16 protein-coding genes are annotated in these 17,530 nt (G+C 69.0%); 7 read left to right on the top strand and 9 right to left on the bottom strand.

The window, feature by feature from the left end; genetic code table 11:
• Positions 1-71: 71 nt before the first annotated feature.
• Positions 72-1,598 carry a PucR family transcriptional regulator gene (locus ACIP5T_RS16635; protein ID WP_400865895.1) on the top strand — a complete coding sequence of 509 codons (1,527 nt, stop codon included), beginning with the start codon at positions 72-74 and terminating at the stop codon, positions 1,596-1,598.
• A gap of 8 nt (positions 1,599-1,606) precedes the next feature.
• Here ACIP5T_RS16635 and ACIP5T_RS16640 read toward each other — a convergent pair whose 3' ends face one another.
• Genes ACIP5T_RS16640 through ACIP5T_RS16665 form a run of 6 tightly spaced genes read right to left on the bottom strand, consistent with a single transcriptional unit; the run spans position 1,607 to position 6,639 of the window.
• Positions 1,607-2,503: a MurR/RpiR family transcriptional regulator gene (locus ACIP5T_RS16640; protein WP_400865897.1), complete on the bottom strand. Its 897-nt coding sequence runs from the start codon at positions 2,501-2,503 to the stop codon at positions 1,607-1,609.
• The gene (phnE, locus tag ACIP5T_RS16645) at positions 2,490-3,323 is read right to left on the bottom strand and encodes a phosphonate ABC transporter, permease protein PhnE (protein ID WP_400865900.1); all 834 of its coding nucleotides are present in this window, start codon (positions 3,321-3,323) and stop codon (positions 2,490-2,492) included. Before phnE (ACIP5T_RS16645) ends, ACIP5T_RS16640 begins: the two co-directional genes overlap by 14 nt.
• A complete protein-coding gene (gene phnE / locus ACIP5T_RS16650; RefSeq protein WP_400865903.1) occupies positions 3,320-4,129 on the bottom strand; it encodes a phosphonate ABC transporter, permease protein PhnE in 810 nt (269 codons plus the stop codon). Before phnE (ACIP5T_RS16650) ends, phnE (ACIP5T_RS16645) begins: the two co-directional genes overlap by 4 nt.
• The gene (gene phnC / locus ACIP5T_RS16655) at positions 4,126-4,929 is read right to left on the bottom strand and encodes a phosphonate ABC transporter ATP-binding protein (RefSeq protein WP_400865906.1); all 804 of its coding nucleotides are present in this window, start codon (positions 4,927-4,929) and stop codon (positions 4,126-4,128) included. Before phnC ends, phnE (ACIP5T_RS16650) begins: the two co-directional genes overlap by 4 nt.
• A gap of 22 nt (positions 4,930-4,951) precedes the next feature.
• On the bottom strand, positions 4,952-5,941 hold the full coding sequence (gene phnD, locus ACIP5T_RS16660; RefSeq protein WP_400865909.1) for a phosphate/phosphite/phosphonate ABC transporter substrate-binding protein: 990 nt from the start codon (positions 5,939-5,941) through the stop codon (positions 4,952-4,954).
• A 53-nt stretch (positions 5,942-5,994) separates the two neighbouring features.
• Positions 5,995-6,639, bottom strand: a complete 645-nt coding sequence (locus ACIP5T_RS16665) for an HAD family hydrolase (RefSeq protein ID WP_400865912.1) — start codon at positions 6,637-6,639, stop codon at positions 5,995-5,997.
• A gap of 135 nt (positions 6,640-6,774) precedes the next feature.
• Here ACIP5T_RS16665 and ACIP5T_RS16670 point away from each other — a divergent pair, with 135 nt between their 5' ends.
• Both ACIP5T_RS16670 and ACIP5T_RS16675 read left to right on the top strand, forming a co-directional pair.
• Positions 6,775-7,425, top strand: coding sequence for an amino acid deaminase (locus ACIP5T_RS16670; RefSeq protein ID WP_400865915.1), 651 nt, complete (start codon positions 6,775-6,777; stop codon positions 7,423-7,425).
• 111 nt (positions 7,426-7,536) lie between these two features.
• Positions 7,537-8,859, top strand: coding sequence for an MFS transporter (locus ACIP5T_RS16675; RefSeq protein WP_400865918.1), 1,323 nt, complete (start codon positions 7,537-7,539; stop codon positions 8,857-8,859).
• A gap of 6 nt (positions 8,860-8,865) precedes the next feature.
• Here ACIP5T_RS16675 and ACIP5T_RS16680 read toward each other — a convergent pair whose 3' ends face one another.
• Positions 8,866-10,317 (bottom strand): helix-turn-helix domain-containing protein, encoded by a 1,452-nt coding sequence (locus ACIP5T_RS16680; RefSeq protein WP_400865921.1) that lies wholly within the window; start codon positions 10,315-10,317, stop codon positions 8,866-8,868.
• A 136-nt stretch (positions 10,318-10,453) separates the two neighbouring features.
• Here ACIP5T_RS16680 and aceA point away from each other — a divergent pair, with 136 nt between their 5' ends.
• The 3 genes from aceA to ACIP5T_RS16695 all read left to right on the top strand — a co-directional run bounded on the left by aceA (position 10,454) and on the right by ACIP5T_RS16695 (position 14,027).
• Positions 10,454-11,779, top strand: coding sequence for an isocitrate lyase (gene aceA, locus ACIP5T_RS16685; RefSeq protein ID WP_400865924.1), 1,326 nt, complete (start codon positions 10,454-10,456; stop codon positions 11,777-11,779).
• A 22-nt stretch (positions 11,780-11,801) separates the two neighbouring features.
• Entirely contained in the window at positions 11,802-13,472 is a 1,671-nt protein-coding gene (gene aceB, locus ACIP5T_RS16690) for a malate synthase A (RefSeq protein ID WP_400865927.1), read from the top strand.
• A 120-nt stretch (positions 13,473-13,592) separates the two neighbouring features.
• Positions 13,593-14,027, top strand: coding sequence for a hypothetical protein (locus ACIP5T_RS16695; RefSeq protein WP_400865930.1), 435 nt, complete (start codon positions 13,593-13,595; stop codon positions 14,025-14,027).
• A gap of 526 nt (positions 14,028-14,553) precedes the next feature.
• Here the strand turns inward: ACIP5T_RS16695 and ACIP5T_RS16700 are convergent.
• Together ACIP5T_RS16700 and ACIP5T_RS16705 are read right to left on the bottom strand one after the other, a co-directional pair.
• Entirely contained in the window at positions 14,554-15,624 is a 1,071-nt protein-coding gene (locus ACIP5T_RS16700; RefSeq protein ID WP_400865933.1) for a helix-turn-helix domain-containing protein, read from the bottom strand.
• Positions 15,625-15,769: 145 nt separating this feature from the next.
• Complete coding sequence (locus tag ACIP5T_RS16705; RefSeq protein WP_400865936.1) at positions 15,770-16,279, bottom strand: Lrp/AsnC family transcriptional regulator; 510 nt, start codon at positions 16,277-16,279, stop codon at positions 15,770-15,772.
• Positions 16,280-16,394: 115 nt separating this feature from the next.
• On the opposite strand from ACIP5T_RS16705, the gene ald reads away from it, so the two are divergent.
• A complete protein-coding gene (gene ald / locus ACIP5T_RS16710; RefSeq protein WP_400865939.1) occupies positions 16,395-17,489 on the top strand; it encodes an alanine dehydrogenase in 1,095 nt (364 codons plus the stop codon).
• Positions 17,490-17,530 lie beyond the last annotated feature (41 nt).

Raw genomic sequence — 17,530 nt, forward strand, 5'->3', positions numbered from 1 at the left:
CAATCTCGAAGAGATCATCGCCCGATCGTATAATCCATGGTCGAGGGCGAACTCGGAAGAGGAGCGTTGGCATGGACGACACCGAGCAGCCCACGCTGCGCGCCCTGTTCCGACGCCGTGACCTCGGACTCGGCCTGGTCTCGGCCGAGGACGCGCTTCCGGCCGGTGCCCTCGATCGCCCCCTGCGCTGGGTGCACAGCTCCGACCTCGCCGACCCGACGCCGTTCCTCGCCGAGGACCTCGTGCTGCTGACCACGGGCACCCAGTTCGACGCGGGCACCCGGTTCGACGCCGGGACCGGATTCGAGGTGTACGTGGGGAGGCTCGCGGATCGCGGGGTGCTCGGCCTCGGATTCGGCACGGACGTGCACCGTGCGGGAATCCCCGAGGAGCTGATCCTCGAGTGCGCCCGCCGCGGGATCCCCCTCTTCGAGGTGCCCTACCGCACGCCGTTCATCGCGGTCGCCCGCGCGCACTCGGAGGCCATCGCGGCGCAGGCGTACGCCCGCAGATCGTGGGCGCTCGACACCCAGCGCGCGCTCGCTCTGGCAGCGCTCCGCCCGCAGGGACTCGACGCGACCGTCGCCGAACTCGGCCGACGCCTCGACGTCTGGGTCGGCATGTACGACGCAGCCGGCGCCCTCCAGCTGTCGCACCCCCGATCGGCCGTGTCCGCGAGCCGCCTGACCGGACTCGGCGAACGCGCCACCGAGATCCTCACCCGTGGGCTCGAAGCCGGGCAGTCGCTCACGATCGACGATCAGACGTTCACGCTCTTCACGGTCGGCCGCGGCGGGCACCTGCGGGGTGTGATCGCGTTGGCCGTCGATGCGCTCGACGCCGAGGCCCGCGCGGTCGTGACCTCGGTGATCGCGATGGCCGGGCTCGCTCTCGAGCAGAGCGACCAGCTCGCGCGCAGCAAGCGTCGGCTGAACTCGCAGCTGCTGAGCTCTCTGCTCGACGACGACCCCTCCCTCGCCCGGAAGGTGCTCGGAGGCATGCCGTCGGCGCCCGTCGTGGTCGCGATCGCCGCAGACGCACCCACCGGACCGTTCGCCGATTGGTGGGACCGCCGCCGCTCCGAGCACGGCACCGCCAGCTTCCTCGCCGAGTCGCCGGAGGGCGTCGTGCTCTGCCTGTCGATGACCGACGACGCGCTGCTCGATGAGGCCGCCGCACGCTTCGGCATCCGCATCGGCGCCTCGGGCTCAGAGTCTTACGACGCATTCTCGCGTGCACACGCGCAGGCGCTCGCAGCGCTGCGCCAGCAGTCCGGCACAGGCGTCTTCCACTTCGCCGACGCCGCAGGATCCAGCATCCTCAGCGCGCTCGCGACCGACGAGGCCCGTCTGGTGGCCGAGTCGCGGCTCGCTCCCCTTCGTGACCACGACGCACGATCAGGCGGCGACCTCGAACGCTCGCTGCGCACCTGGCTCGAACACGACGCGAAGGCCGAGCCGGCGGCCGCTGCCCTCGGCGTGCACCGTCACACCCTGCGGTCACGGATCACTCAGGCCGGCGCCCTGCTCGGCAGCGATCTGTCGTCGTTCCCGGCACGCGCCGAGCTGTGGACGCTGCTGCAGACTGCACGCGACTAGCGGGGCTGCTACTCGCCTGCGTCCTCACCCTCGCCCTCGCCCTCGCCCTCGCCCTCGCCGAGGTTGTCGGAGACGACCTCCAGCGCATGCGCCCGCGCCTGCACGGCATCCGCGCCCCGTTCCGTCATGACGGCCGCGGCGAACACCTCGGCGAACACGAGGTAAGCGACGCGCGAGGTGTGCTCGAGCTCGTCCCGGAAGCTCACCCCGGTCGGGGCGATCACGAGCGACAGCGTGGCGGCCTCCGTGAGCGCCGATGAGGCGAACGATGTCAGGGCGATGACCGTCGCACCGCCCCGGGCCGCCGCGGTCGCGACACGCAGGCTCGCCTCGTTCGCGCCGGACGCGCTCACGATGAGGCACACGTCGTCCGGCGTGAGATGGCGTGCCGCGATCTGCTGCGCGATGGCATCCGCGATGAACTCCGCCGCGCGACCCGACGCGGTCAGCCGCATCGCCAGGTCGCTCGCGATGGGCGAGGACAGGCCGTTCGCGAGCACGAGCAGACGACGAGCGGATGCTGCGAGCCGCACCGCCTCGGTCACGGTCTGCGCGTCGAGCAGGCTGGCGAGCGCCGGAAGCGATGCCGCGACGCGATCGATCTCGCCCCGCATCCGCCCGAGCGCGCCGGGCCCGTGATCGGTGCCCGCCTCCGTCGGCCCGCTGCCGAGCTCTGCGGCGAGCGCCACGCGCAGCTGCGGGTATCCGCGGTAGCCGAAGCTCTGACACGCGCGCACGACAGTGGCACGGCCGACGCCGGCCCGGTCGGCGAGTTCCTGGGCCGTCCATTCGACCACTGCTTCCGCCGACTCGACGATCAGTTCGGCCACTCTTCGCTCGGCGGGCTGCAGGGTGTTGAGCACTGCGGCGATGCGTGCGGTGGGCGGGGCGCTAGGCGAGAACACGGGTGCGGGCTCCCTCCATGATCCGGCGGCGGATCGCACCGGAGACGGCATCGATCAGCATCGTCACAGCGACGACCACGATGAGCAGGACACCCACCGTCGACCACTCACGGTACTGGGTATACGAGGTGAGCATGTCACCGATTCCGCCGACGCCGATCAAGCCGAGCACGGCCGACGAGCGCACGTTGATCTCGAAGCGATACAGCCAGAACGACCAGAACGCCGGCTCGGCTTGGGGCCAGACGCCCCAGCGCAGCACCTGCAGGGTTCCGCCGCCGGCCGCACGCGCGGCCTCGATCGGCCCTCGCGGCACGGCCTCGACCGCTTCGTATCCCCACTTGCCCAGCGTGCCGACGCCGTTGATCGCCAGCGCGAGCGCGCCGGTGAACGGGGTGAGTCCGGTGACCGACAGGATCACGATCGCGATGATGATCTCCGGAACGGCACGGATGAGGGAGAACACCCCGCGCAGCAGCGCCCGTAGCCAGGCGGGGCCGAATCCGCGAGCCGCGAGGAGGCTGAGCGGGGTCGCGAGCAGGATGCCGAGGATCGTGCCGACCCACGCCATCTCGATGCTGCGCCACGTCTGCCAGAGGGCCTCGGGCAGCTTCTCCCAGTTCGGGCTTCCGAACATCAGGACCGTGTAGCGGACGATCTCCGACGGCAGATCGGCGAGACGCGCCCAGTTGATGTCGATCGACCAGAAGGCGAGCACGACGATGCCGGTGACGATGATCCACGAGGCGAGAAGCCAGGGTCGACGCGGCTTGTCGGGGATCACGGTGAGGGTGGTCGCCGAGGCGAGCGCCGCGGTCATACGAGTCTCCGTCGGATGGCGTCGGAGACGAGGTCGATCACGATGACGACGATGAGGATCTCCAGGATGATGAGCGAGAGCTGGTCGTAGCGGTAGAAGGTGCGCACGGCGTCGATGAGCAGACCCATTCCGCCCGCTCCGACCAGGCCGAGCACGGTGGAGGCGCGGACGTTGAGCTCGAACACGTAGAGGGTCTGGTTCGCGAACGCCGGCCAGACGTCCGGGAGCGCGAGCGTGCGGTTGATCTTCGTCTGGGTGGCCCCGACCGCGCGGCCCGCCTCGAGCGGACCCCTGTCGTTGGTGTCGATCGCCTCCGAGACGAGCTTGACGATGATGCCGATGTTGAACAGCAGCAGCGCGAGGATGCCGGGGAGCGCGCCGACACCGACCATCGCGACGAGGATCGCCGCGTAGAGCAGGTCGGGGACGCTGCGGATGATGTTCAGGATGCCCCGCACGGCGATACGCGCCGGAGCGTTCGGGTTGGTGGCGCGAGCCGCCCAGAAGCTCAGCGGCAGCGAGATCACCGCGCCGATCGCGGTCGCGATGACGGCCATCTGCAGCGTCTCGATGAGCGGCGGCAGCGTGCGCGGGAAGAAGCTCCAGTCGGGCATCAGCAGCTTGATGATCTTGTCGGCGCCGTTCTGCCAGTTGCGCGCGATCGCCGAGAGGTCGACACCTATGCCGATGCCGGGCAGGCACATGACGACGGTGACGGCGACGACCGCCAGCAGGATCACGGGGCCGCGCCACGCGCCGCGTGGCCGCCCGGGTATCTCGAGCGGTGCCGGTGCCGTCTCGGTCATGTGTCGAGCCGATCGTCCGCGGTGAGGGACCGACCGTAGATCCTCTCGAAATCAGCATCCGTCGCACTCGACGCCGGACCGTCGTAGACGATCTTCCCCGCACGCATGCCGATCATCCGCGCTCCGTATTCACGAGCGAGGTCGAGGAGGTGCAGGTTGACCAGCACGGTGATGCCGAGGTCGCGGTTGATGCGGCGGAGGTCGTTCATGACGCCATGCGCGGTCGGCGGGTCGAGGCTGGCGACCGGCTCGTCGGCCAGGACGATGCGGGGCTCCTGCGCCAGCGCCCGTGCGATGGCGACGCGCTGCTGCTGTCCGCCCGAGAGGTCGGATGCGCGCGAGTGGAGCTTCGCCAGGATGCCGACCCGGTCGAGCGCCTGATAGGCGAGCTGCCTGTCTGCCTCGGGGTAGGCCCCGAGCATCGTTCGCCACAGCGGCGTATGAGCGAGGCGTCCTACGAGCACGTTCTGCAGGACGCTCGCGCGGCCGGCGAGGTTGAACCCCTGGAACACCATTCCGATGTCGCCGCGCAGGCGCCGCAGGGTGCGTGGGGAGGCACCGCTGACGCGGTGCTCGCCGACATCGAGCGTTCCGCCCGTCACGGGGACGAGGCCGTTGATCGTGCGGATGAGCGTGGACTTGCCCGAGCCGGACAGTCCGACGACGGCGACCATCTCTCCGGCGTCGATGTCGAGGGAGACCCGGTCGAGGCCGATCGTCCCGTTGGGGTATCGCACCGTGACGTCATCGAGACGGATGGACCACGGCGTGGACGCCGCAACCTGAGCTGCGGCGTCCACGTGCTGGATCTGATCGGACAATTTACTGGAGTCCCAGGGCCTGGGCGGCGCGAGCGACGACGTCGAGCGAGTCGGGGTCGGCGGGTGCGAGCTTCGTGATCGAGTAGATGCTCGTGAGGATCTCGGAGCCCTCCTCGGTGTTCGAGAAGTCCTCGAGCGCGGTGGAGATGCGGTCCTGGAGCTCGGGCGAGAGGTCGGACGACAGGGCGACGCCGTCGTTCGGGATCTCCTCGGTCAGGGCGAAGACCACGACCTTCTGTCCGACGTCGGGGGTGTCCTTCTGCACGATGGTGCGGGCGTCCCAGAAGCTGAAGCCGACCTCGGCGTCGCCGTTGTAGACCGCCAGCACCGAGGCGTCGTTCGCGGTCACCGGGATCTGCTGGATGTCGGCATCCGTGTCGAGACCCGCCTCCTGCAGCGCGAGGACCGGGTAGATGTAGCCGGCGGGCGATCCCGGCCCGAGCAGCGCGACCTTCGCACCCTTGACCTTCTCGATGCTGTCGAGGCCGGCCGGACCCGCCATGGCGTCCGCGCCGTTGCAGAACAGCATCCCGTCGCGCTCGACCGGCTCGTCGTCGCAGTACTTGTCGGGGTTGTTCGTCATGAACTGCGCGGGGTAGGTGATGTTGCCGTTGCGCTCGGTCTGCAGCACGACCGACGCGTCGTACATGTCGTTGGCCTGCCACAGCTGCAGCGACGGCAGGAAACCGATCTGCGCCTGACCGGCCCCCATCGCCTCGACCGCGGCCTGGTAGTCCTTCGAGACCACGCCGGTGACCTCGATGCCGAGCTCCTCGGTGAGGTAGTCCGTCAGCGGGGCCGCGGTATCGACGAGGCCGTCCTGGTCCTGCGAGGGGACGAGCGCGAGCACGAGCGACTCAGGGTCGGCCGCAGGAGCGGCGGACCCGTCGGGTGCGGCCGTGTCGGTCGAGCAGCCGGTGAGCACGACGGCGAGCAGGGCGCCTGCGGCGACGAGCCCGGCGGCGGTCCGGCGGAAGGGGGAGGTACGCATTGTCATCCTTCGATGGGGGTGATGGGGGTGAGGGAGGGTGAAGAGGTGCGGGTTCAGGGACGCAGCCAGGCGGTGAGCTGAGGGATCAGCGTCGCGAAGTCGGCAGCGCGGTAGGTGGGGGTCGCGTCCGGGTCTGTGAATCCGCCGATCAGCGCGGTCGCGTGGCCACGGGCGTGAGCGGGGGCGAGGTCGTTGTGCCAGATGTCGCCGATGCTCAGCACCCGGGAGTCGTCGGGAAGCGTCGCGAGCACTGCCTCGAGTCCGGCGGGCTTGCCCGCTCCGGTGACGATGCGATCGAAGAGCCCCGAGAGCCCCAGCGCATCGAGCGCGGCGTCGATGCGGGTCGCCGGAGCATTGGTGACGAGCATCCGTTCGGCATCCGCCGCCGCCTCGGTCAGGAAGTCGGCGAGCCCTGCCGGCGCGGTGATCGGCGCGGCGGGCGTGGCGAGCTGGTCACGGCTGGCCCGGTAGGCGGCGCTGAGGAGTCGCGAGTCGGCTCCACGATGCGCGGCGGCTCGCCGCACGGCGTCGTATCCGTCGAGCGCCTCGTCATCGGATGCGGCGAGCGCGCTGCGGATCGCATCGACGAAGCCGCCGTCGTCACCGAGTGCAGTCGCCACCTGCGCGGCGTAGGCGAGAACGGGACCGTCGCCGAGCGCGATCGTGCCGTCGAAGTCGAAGAGGAGAATGGAGTTCACGGTTGTCTTTCCGCCTCCGCATTCTGACCCTGCGGACGCTGCGTCCATTCTTAGGAACAATTGTGGACAGAACGACCACTTTGCGTAAACACCATGTGAACATTCCGTCCATGACCATCGCGTATCGTGAGCGCCGTGTCCGAACTCGACCTGCTCACGCGCGCCGCCGCCCTCGCACTCGGCGACTCACCGGCTGCCTCACGTGATGCCCTCGACGCTGTCCCGTGGCTCGCTGGAGCCATCGACGAGGACAGGACCGCGCGGCGATTCGACGCCTGGGGGCATTCGAGGGCGATCGACGAGAACACCGGCACCGCGGTCATTCCCCGGGCACTGTTCGACGAGCTGCATCGCCGCGCCGGCCTCGAGGCCGCCTGGCCCGTCGGCAACGCCGGGCTGCTGCACTGCTACGGGTACCTGCTGTCCCTCGAAGCGACCCCCTATGGGCTCAAGCGCGACCGATGGCTGGAAGATGAACTCGCTCGCGCGTGCGAGCTGCCCCCAGGAGCCTTCCTCCCCTGGGCGACCGGCTCGACCCTGCTCGCCCGCGCGACGACCGCGGCCGCCGCCATCCTGCGAGCGCCGCGCGCCGGCGCGCAACGAAACGTGGCCGGACGTGACACGCGCGTGGCGTTCAGCGCATCGAACGGCCCCGCCGCACTCGCCTATGCCGCAGCACCGGTCGGAGGCACGCCTCTGCTGATCACTCTCTTTCCGGTCGCCGACACGTCGCCGCCGCTCATCGAGTTCCGCACCAGACCCGGCCTCAGATGGAACGCGATCTGACGCCCGCGCATTGCGTATTGCATTCTTGTGACGATCGTCATAGTTTTGCAATCGCGGTCGAATGGCCGCATACGCTCGGCGCACTGTCGCGTCACTGCGAAGGAGACGATGATGTCCACCACCTCCACCAAGACGAATAGCGAGGCCGCCTGGCCGGTGCCTCGATCCGTCACCGGGATCGTCCTGTTCAGCTGCTGGATGGCGATCCTCGCCGACGGCTACGACATCGGAGTGATCGGCGCAGTACTGCCGGCCCTTGCCGAAGACGCCGCGTGGGCACTCTCCCCTGTCGAGCTCGGAGGGCTCGCATCCTGGGCTCTCGTCGGAATGCTGATCGGCGCGCTCTTCATCGGCACACTGAGCGATCGCGTCGGCCGCAAGCGGATGCTGCTGGTGTCGATGTCGATCTTCACACTGATGCAGCTCGGCGCGGCTCTCGCCCCCACCCCTGAGATCTTCGGACTCTTCCGCTTCCTGGGCGGGCTCGGCATGGGCGGCATAATCCCGGTAGCCGCAGCGCTGACGATCGAGTTCTCCGCGCCTCGGCGGCGCGCTTTGAACTACGGGATCATGTATTCCGGCTATTCGCTGGGCATCGTCGTATCGGCACTGGTCGCCATCCTGCTGCTCCCGCACCTCGGGTGGCGCTGGGTGATCGCGGTCGGCGCGTTCCCGATCCTGCTCATCCCCGTCATCGCGAAGGTCCTGCCGGAGTCGCTCGAGTCCCTGGAGAACCGCGGTCGCCACGATCACGCAGTCGACCTCGCACGACGCCTCGGCATCCAGCCCTACATCCCGACCGACCGCCCCTCTCTACCGGAAGGCGAGCGCCGGCCGTGGCACAGCATCCTGCACCAGCTCTTCTCCCGGCGCTACCTCCGCTCGACCGCATTCCTCTGGATCTCGCTCTTCGCCGGCCTGCTGCTCGTCTACGGGCTGAACTCCTGGCTGCCGTCGATCATGCGTGCCTCCGGCTACGACCTCGGCCCCGCCCTGACCTTCCTGCTGGTTTTCAGTCTCGCCTCCGCGGTCGGCGGCCTGGGGCTCGGCTATCTCGCCGATCGCTTCGGGGCGAAGCCGGTGCTCGTCATCTTCTATGCGCTGGGCGGAGTCGCCTGCCTGTTGCTCATGTTCCCCAACGGGATGTTCGTGAACCTCGTGCTCGTCGCCCTCTCGGGCATCGGGTCGATCTCCACGTCCCTCGTGCTCACGGCCTACATCACCGACTACTACCCCGCATCGGCCCGGGCGACGGCGGCGGGTTGGGCGTTGAGCTTCGCCCGCATCGGCGCGATCCTCGGGCCGATCATGGGCGGCTGGCTGGCATCCCTCGCGATCGGCGTCGAATGGAACTTCGTCGCCTTCGCCCTCGTGGCGATCGTGGCGGCTGTGGCCGTGTCCCTGGTGCCGAAGAAGCCTGCCTCGATCAGCTGACCGACCTCAGCGGGGCGCGTGCGCCTCGAGGAACTCGTAGACGTCGGTCGTGTCGACCCCGGGGAAGGCTCCGGTCGGGAGCGTGGCGAGCAGCGTGCGAGGAGTCCTGACGTTCGGCCAGGAGTTCTCACGCCAACGTCCCTCGAGGTCGGCCGGCGCCCTGCGGCAGCACACTTCGACCGAGTGCTTCGAGACCCCCCGGTGCGGGGTGTCACGACCCACGAACCATTTCGTGTCATCGAAGCGCACGCCCACGCTGACCGAGTGCAGCCCCTCGCTCGATGCCTCGACGCGGGCCGTGCACCAGTAGGTCCCGTTGCCCGTGTCGGTGTACTGGTAGTACGGGTTGAACCGGTCGTCCTCGTCGAACACGACACGACTCGTCCATCGCCGACAGCACATCTGCCCCTCGATCGATCCGAGCCGATCGGTCGGGAAGTTCACGTCGTCGTTCTCGTAGGCCTTCGTGATTGTGCCCGACTCGTGCACCTTGAGGAAGTGCACGGGGATGTCGAGGTGGCGCGTCGCGAGGTTCGTGAAGCGGTGCGCCGCGGTCTCATACGAGACGGAGTAGGCGTCGCGCAGGTCCTCGATCGAGATCGCCCGACGCGACTTGGCATCCTTCAGCGCCGGCACGACGTGAGCCTCCGGCACCAGCAGCGCCCCGGTGAGGTAGTTCGTCTCGACCCGCTGGCGCAGGAACTCCGCATAGCTGCGCGGTTCGGCATGACCGAGGATGCGGCTGGACAGCGCCTGCAGCACGGCCGTTCGCGCATCGCCCTTGGCCGGCACGCTGCTCGACAGGTAGAGCCGCCCGTTCGCGAGGTCGGCGACGCTGCGCGTGGTCTGCGGCAGATCGGGTGCGTAGTGCAGGCTGAAGCCGAGGTAGGCGGCGATCTCGGATGCGGTGCGCTGCGTGAGAGGGCCGCCCGGGTGCCCGACCGCCGCGAGGATCTCCGCCGCCTTCGTCTCGAGGTCGGCGAAATGATTGTCCTGCCGTCGCATCAGGTGACGCAGCTCGACGTTCGCACGCCTGGCCTCCTCAGGCGTCGCTGCCCGCTCGTCCCTGAGCCGGTCGATCTCACCGTGCAGGGCGAGCAGCGCCTTCAGCGCATCCGTGGGCATGCTCTTCGCGATGCGGAACGGCTCGATCCCGAGCGCCTGGAACGTCTGCCCCTTCATGGCTCGCTCGAGTGCGATCTCGATCGCGCTGCGCTCGTCGAGCGGCTCGCCTTCGAGCAGCGCATCGATCGTGACGCCGAGGGCGCGCGCGATCGCCTGCAGCTGGGTGAGCTTCGGTTCGCGCTTGCCCGTCTCGATCATCGACATCTGGCTCGGGGCCCGATCCACGGCCGCGGCGAGGTCATCGAGGGTCATCCCTCGCGCCGTTCGCAGCTGACGGATGCGGCGCCCGATCGTGAGGGCGTCGGCGTCTTCTTCGACCGCTGAGGTGCTCATGCGGCCGATTCTGTCACAGAAACAGAATTTCGGTTGATCTTCACACGCAGATCGGCCGGTTGGGCACGGCTTCTTCACCCACAGTGGAAACACGCCACCCGGCTTCACGGTCCGGGCATCCAACGGAGGAGACACCATGACGAACACCGCTCAGAACCACACACCCCGCCCCGCAGGTCTGCGTGCCGGCGACCAGGTTCAGACGGCCGCCGAGCTCCGGGAGATCTGGGAGACCGATCCCCGTTGGGACGGCGTCGAGCGCACATACTCGGCCGAAGACGTCATCCGCATCCGCGGGTCGGTCCGCGAGGACTCCACCCTCGCCCACCGCGGAGCCGAGAACCTCTGGAACCTGCTGCACACCGAGGACTACGTGCGGGCGCTCGGCGCCTACACCGGCGGCCAGGCCGTGCAGCAGGTGCGTGCGGGCCTCAAGGCGATCTACCTCTCGGGCTGGCAGGTCGCGGCCGACGGCAACCTCGCCGGCCAGACCTACCCCGACCAGTCGCTCTACCCGGCGAACTCGGTGCCGGCGGTCGTGCGTCGCATCAACAACGCGCTGATCCGTCAGGACCAGCTTGAGCACGCCGAGGGTGATGTCACCCAGGACTGGCTCGCGCCGATCGTGGCCGATGCCGAGGCCGGATTTGGCGGCCCGCTCAACGCCTATGAGCTCGCGCAGTCGCTGATCCAGGCGGGCGCCGCGGCGATCCACTGGGAGGACCAGCTCGCGAGCGAGAAGAAGTGCGGCCATCTGGGCGGCAAGGTGCTCGTGCCCACGCAGCAGCACATCCGCACCCTGAACGCGGCCCGCCTCGCGGCCGACGTGGCAGGTGTCCCGACGGTCATCATCGCCCGGACGGATGCTCTCGCCGCCGACCTGCTCACCAGCGACGTCGACGAGCGCGACCAGCAGTTCACCACCGGCGAGCGCACGACCGAGGGCTTCTACCGCATCCGCCCCGGCATCGACTCGGTCATCAGCCGCGGACTCGCGTTCGCTCCGTACGCCGACCTGCTGTGGGTGGAGACGGGCGAGCCCGACATCGAGCTGGCCCGCGAGTTCGCCGCAGCCATCCACGCGCAGTTCCCCGGCAAGCTGCTCGCGTACAACTGCTCGCCGAGCTTCAACTGGAAGCGCCACCTGTCGGACGCCGAGATCGCGACGTTCCAGCAGGAGCTGGCTGACCTGGGCTACAAGTTCCAGTTCATCACGCTCGCCGGCTTCCACGCCCTGAACCACTCGATGTTCGACCTCGCCCGCGGCTACGCCGAGCGCGCCATGAGCGCGTACGTCGAACTGCAGGAGGCCGAGTTCGCCGCTGAGGCGAACGGCTACACCGCCACCAAGCACCAGCGCGAGGCGGGCACCGGCTACTTCGACGTCATCTCCACCGCGCTCAACCCCGACAGCGCGACCCTCGCCCTCGCCGGCTCCACCGAAGCCGCGCAGTTCCACTAAGCCATTCCAAAGGACTCAGATCATGACCACTCCCACCGCTCCCCCGACCACCGCTCCGATCCAGACGACGCAGCAGGGACCGGCGATCACCGTCACCGGTCCGCTGCGCGACCGCTACGACGAGATCCTCACCCCCGAGGCGATCGCGTTCCTCACCGAGCTGCACCACCGCTTCGCCTCCCGCCGACATGATCGGCTCGCCGACCGCATGCGCCGGCGGTTCGAGATCGGCAACGGCCACGACCCCCGATTCCGCGACGACACCGCGCACATCCGTCAGGATGCCGAGTGGCGCGTCGCCGGCGCAGGCCCCGGTCTCGAGGACCGTCGCGTCGAGATCACCGGTCCGACCGACCCGAAGATGACGATCAACGCCCTGAACTCGGGCGCTCGCGTCTGGCTCGCCGACCAGGAGGACGCGACCAGCCCCACGTGGAAGAACGTCATCGAGGGTCAGCTGTCCCTCCGCGACGCGATCCGCGGCGAGCTCTCCTTCACCGGCCCGTCGACCGAGTCGGGGCCGGGCAAGGAATACCGCGTCACCGCGGAGCGCACGCCCACGATCGTGATGCGCCCCCGCGGATGGCATCTGCCGGAGAAGCACCTGCAGTTCACCGATCGGGCGGGGCGCCGCACCGCGGCATCCGGCTCGCTCGTGGACTTCGGCCTGTACTTCCTGCACAACGCGAAGGAGCTCATCGCGAACGGCCGCGGCCCCTACTTCTACATCGCGAAGATCGAGTCGAGCGAAGAGGCGAAGCTGTGGGACGACGTGTTCTCGTTCAGCGAGGAGTACATCGGCATCCCGCACGGCACGATCCGCGCCACGGTGCTCATCGAGACGCTGCCTGCGGCGTTCGAGATGGACGAGATCCTCTACGAGCTGCGCGACCACTGCGCGGGCCTCAACGCCGGACGCTGGGACTACATCTTCTCGATCATCAAGAACTACCGCGGTCGCGGCGCCCGCTTCGTGCTCCCCGATCGCAGCGAGGTCACGATGACAGTGCCGTTCATGCGGGCCTACACCGAGCTGCTCGTGCAGACCTGCCACAAGCGGGGCGCGTACGCGATCGGCGGCATGAGCGCGTTCATCCCGAACCGTCGCGACCCCGAGGTCACCGCACGGGCGTTCGAGAAGGTCTCGGCCGACAAGAAGCGCGAAGCCGGCGACGGCTTCGACGGCACCTGGGTGGCGCACCCCGATCTGATCCCCACGGCGCAGGCGGAGTTCGACGCCGTGCTCGGCGAGCGACCGAACCAGGTCGGTCGTCAGCGGCCCGAGGTCGCAGTGACCGCGGCACAGCTGCTCGATGTGCACATCGGACGCCCGATCACGGCTCAGGGCGTGCGCGACAACGTCTCCGTGGCGATCCGCTACCTCGAGGCGTGGCTGCGAGGGCTCGGCGCGGTCGCGATCGACAACCTGATGGAGGATGCCGCCACCGCGGAGATCAGCCGTTCGCAGGTGTGGCAGTGGATCCATCAGGACCGCACCACCGAGGACGGCACGCCGATCACGGCCGAGTACATCGAGGGCCTGATCCGCGATGTGCTCGCTCAGGCGACACGATCTGCCGGTGACCGTTTCGACGATGCGGCGGAGGCCTTCCGCGACGTCGCACTTCAGGAGGAGTTCCCGGCCTTCCTGACGCTCGGCGCCTACAGCCGCTTCCTCGTCGAGGAGGCCTGAGGCCGTCGGCCTTCGGAGCAGGGCCCCTCGGAAGCCGTCGATCGGCGTCCGAGGGGCTCCGTCGCGTTCGATGCGCTGACTGTCGGAGCCCGCCGCGACAGTCGGGCGTAGCCTGAGAACATGAGCGACGTGTGGTCAGACATCTCCTCCGAGTTCCTGCATCTCTATCCCCGAGGGAGCCGGCTGGTCGCCGTCGCCGGAGCGGATGCCGAGCGCTCCCGTCGCGGGGCCGATGACCTCGCCTCGGCGTTGAGGGCGTCGGGGCAGCGGGTCGAGCGCTGGCACAGCGACGATGGCGCCGAATCGACGTTGCGCGCTGATGCGGTCGCGCCGTTCCGCGCCAGCTCAGAGACCGCGACGGTTCTGGTGGTCTCCGGCCCGGCCGTGCTGCTGAGCGCGACCGCGAGGGGACTGTGGAACTTCACTGTCTGGCAGCTCGCCGGCGACGAGGCGCCTCATTCGGTCGCCAGTGCGATCGTCGATCTCACCGATCCAGCGGCGCCGACACGTCGTTTCGCCGACTACTGCGCGCTGCCTTCCTCGTTCGGCGCGTGACACCGAGGGGGATTCGCGGGTGCCCCGGTCTCCCCTGACCGAAGCACCCGCACGTCCACCCGCGCCCTCGCGCAGGTGGTCCGTCATACCCGACGCTTTCGCGCCTGTCCCCCGAACTTCCGGACGGGCGATCCCGCCGCGTCCGGAAGCCGTGACGGCCGATGCGCCAGGAGCGGAGCTCCGTCGCGATCTGCCGTCATGGCCCGCCTGGGGACACGGGCAGGTTCAGGTTAGGAGCGGCTCCGACGATCCGGAACCGCCGCAGGACGTTGCGTCACCCGGTGCGCTCGGCCCGGCACGCAGAACCCGAGTTGGCACCGGATTCGCGATCATGTGTCACTTTCTGGCGGGGTCGGCGAACCACCCGGGCCGCACACGCCAGCCCCACGCGGGTCGACCCCTGGGCCGGCTTCTTCTGGCGGGGGTCGCCGAAGCAGCCGGACAGCACACGGCAGCCCCACGCGGGCGCGTGCGTCGGTCCACGACGGACAGCCCCGACCGGGTCGGCCCGATGGGCCGACCTCTGTCAGACGGTCGGGGCGGACTGCTCGTCGCTGAGCAGCATCGCCTCGGCGAGACGCGGCGGCTGCGTACGAGCGGCGAGGCGGAAGGCACTGGGACTGTGCCCCACGTGTCGGGAGAACTGGGCCCGAAGTGCGGACGCGTCGGCGAAACCGGATCGAGCTGCGACCGCCGCAAGGTCCTGCGGGGGTGTCGACAGCAGCTCTTCACGCGCCGTCACGAGACGCCGACGCAGCAAGCGGTTCGCCGGGCTCTCGTCGGCGCCTTCATACATGCGGAAGAGCTGGCGACGGCTGACGTGCAGTTCAGCGGCGAGCTCTGCGATGCCGAATGCCGGATCACGATGCCGCCGCTCGATGATGCGCCCCGCTTCCGCGCGGAATTCACTCGTCCGGCTGGTCTCGCCGTCGCCGGGGAACTGTCGGAAGAGCCCTCGCACGAGCGCGATCAGCGCCGCCTCGGTGCCGGCGAGCGCCCCCTGACCCTGATCCGGATCCTGCGCCCACTCGAACAGCATCCGCGCGAGTGAGGCTCCCGCTGCCCGGGTGAGGGGGGTGTCCGGGAACATGTCGGCCCCTCGAGCGAGGACGTGCCGATAGCCGGGGAGGGCGGCCACGGGAACGACGACCCCGGTCGAGTTGGTGACCCCGAACTGCTCGACGGCCGATGGGCCCAGGCTCGACATGAAGCCGACGCGCCCGACGCCCATGGCCTGCACCCCCGCCGCGGTGTTCAGGCGCTGCCTGCCTTGCTGCACCATCCCGACGATGATGATGTCCTCACCCTCGGCGATCGCTCGCTCGTAGCTCACGGTGTGCGCCGTCTCGAGGGTGCTGTAGAGCATGGTCGAGCCGATGGATCTGCGAAGCAGCGCCGCCTCGAACGCATCCGGATCGTGGGCCTTCATCGCGCCGAAGTTCGACAGCTGCAGCATGCCGATTCGACCGTCGAGGCGAATGATCTGCTCGGAGAACCACGAGGGAAATGCGAACGCCTCGGCGCCTCCGATCGATGACGACCACAGTCCGCCCGAGAGCCGGGCGAGCCAGCCGGCCAACTCCGCGTCGTCGATCATTCGCCCCATCGCAACCCCCAGCGGAAGCCCGCCGCGTGCGCATCGGCTGCTCCGTCCCCGCCCTCACCCTAGGTTCGCGCCAGGAGCCATGCAATATACGTTGCGTGCGGCCTCGACAGCGGCGCGCCACCAGCCGTCACGCGCGTCAGCGGAACGACGCGGCGACCGAATTGCGGTGGTAGTCGAACACGATGCTGGTCCTCGTCGAAGCCACGCTGCTCTGCGCCGACAGGTGCTCGAGCACGAACTCCCGCATCTCGGAGGAGTCCGCGACGGCGATGTGCAGCAGGAAGTCGTCGTCTCCGCCGAGGAAGAAGACCTGGATCACCTGCGGCAGCGCCCGCACCCGATCGGCGAACTCGACGATGCTCTCCCGGCGCCCGCTCGGGCGCAGGGTCACACCGATGACGGCTTGCAGGCCCGCGCCCAGCTTCCGCTCGTCGACGCTCGCGTGGAAGCCGCTGATGACCCCCCGATCGACGAGCGCGCGCAGGCGCGCGTGTGCCGTCGAGGGTGCCACTCCGAGATGGCCTGCGAGCTCGGCGTTCGTCATCCGCCCGTCGGCGCTCAGCAGCTGTACGATCCTCGCATCGATCGCGTCGAGGGCCGGCGCCCGAAGGGTGTTCGACTGAGGGGCTTCGGGTGACGTCTCCATGCGAACGATTATGCAGGATTCACTCGATGGGCGAATGTTGTTCAGTCTTTCTGTCGAATGATCGACGTTTCTGCGATTCTGAGATGCACTCACGCAACCGTCATTTGGAGGATCGATGAAGATCGGCGTGCCGACCGAGGTCAAGAACAACGAGAACCGCACCGCGCTCACCCCCGCGGGCGCCGACCGTCTGGTCCACGAGGGCCACCGCGTGCTCGTGCAGTCCGGAGCGGGCGTCGGTTCGGGCATCTCCGATGAGGCCTACCGGATCGCCGGCGCCGAGATCGTCGAGACGGCCGAGGAGACGTGGGGCGAGGCAGAGCTTCTCATCAAGGTGAAGGAGCCGATCGCTCAGGAGTACGGCTTCCTGCGATCCGACCTCACCCTCTTCACGTATCTGCACCTCGCCGCAGACCGGGCCCTGACGACTGCGCTCGTCGACGCGGGAACCACCGCCGTCGCCTATGAGACGGTGCAGCTGCCCGACCGCAGCCTGCCTCTCCTGGTGCCCATGAGCGAGATCGCAGGTCGCCTTTCGGTGACGATGGGCTCATACTCCCTCATGCGATCCGCGGGGGGACGAGGCGTGCTGATGGGCGGCATCGCCGGAGCACCGCGAGCGAAGACGGTCGTGATCGGCGGCGGTGTCGCCGGCGAGCACGCGGCTGCGAACGCGCTAGGACTCGGATCCCAGGTGACCGTGATCGACATCTCCCTGCCACGGCTTCGCGAGCTCGAGCACCGCTACGGCGGCGCTCTCCAGACCCGCGCGTCGAGTCGCTACGACATCGCCGAGGAGCTCGCTACGGCCGATCTGGTGATCGGATCCGTGTTGATCCCCGGTGCCGCAGCACCGAAGCTCGTCACGGACGACATGGTCGCCGGCATGAAGACCGGCTCGGTGCTCGTCGACATCGCGATCGACCAGGGCGGATGCTTCGAGGGCTCGCGTCCCACGACACATGACGACCCCACCTTCGCCGTGCACGACTCGATCTACTACTGCGTCGCGAACATGCCCGGCGCTGTGCCCGAGACGGCCACACGGGCGCTGACCAACGCCACCCTCCCCTACGTCTCCGCCATCGCGGGCAAGGGCTGGGAGCGCGCGGCGGCAGACGACGCCGCGCTCGCGAAGGGCCTCAACGTCGAGGGCGGGCGCATCACGCTGGACGCCGTGGCGAAGGCTCACGGCATCCCGACCGCCTGACCGACACCGCATACAGCGCAGAAAAGGCCGGGGATCGACTC

Source organism: Microbacterium sp. NPDC088619, from assembly GCF_044752825.1.
Taxonomy (GTDB): domain Bacteria; phylum Actinomycetota; class Actinomycetes; order Actinomycetales; family Microbacteriaceae; genus Microbacterium.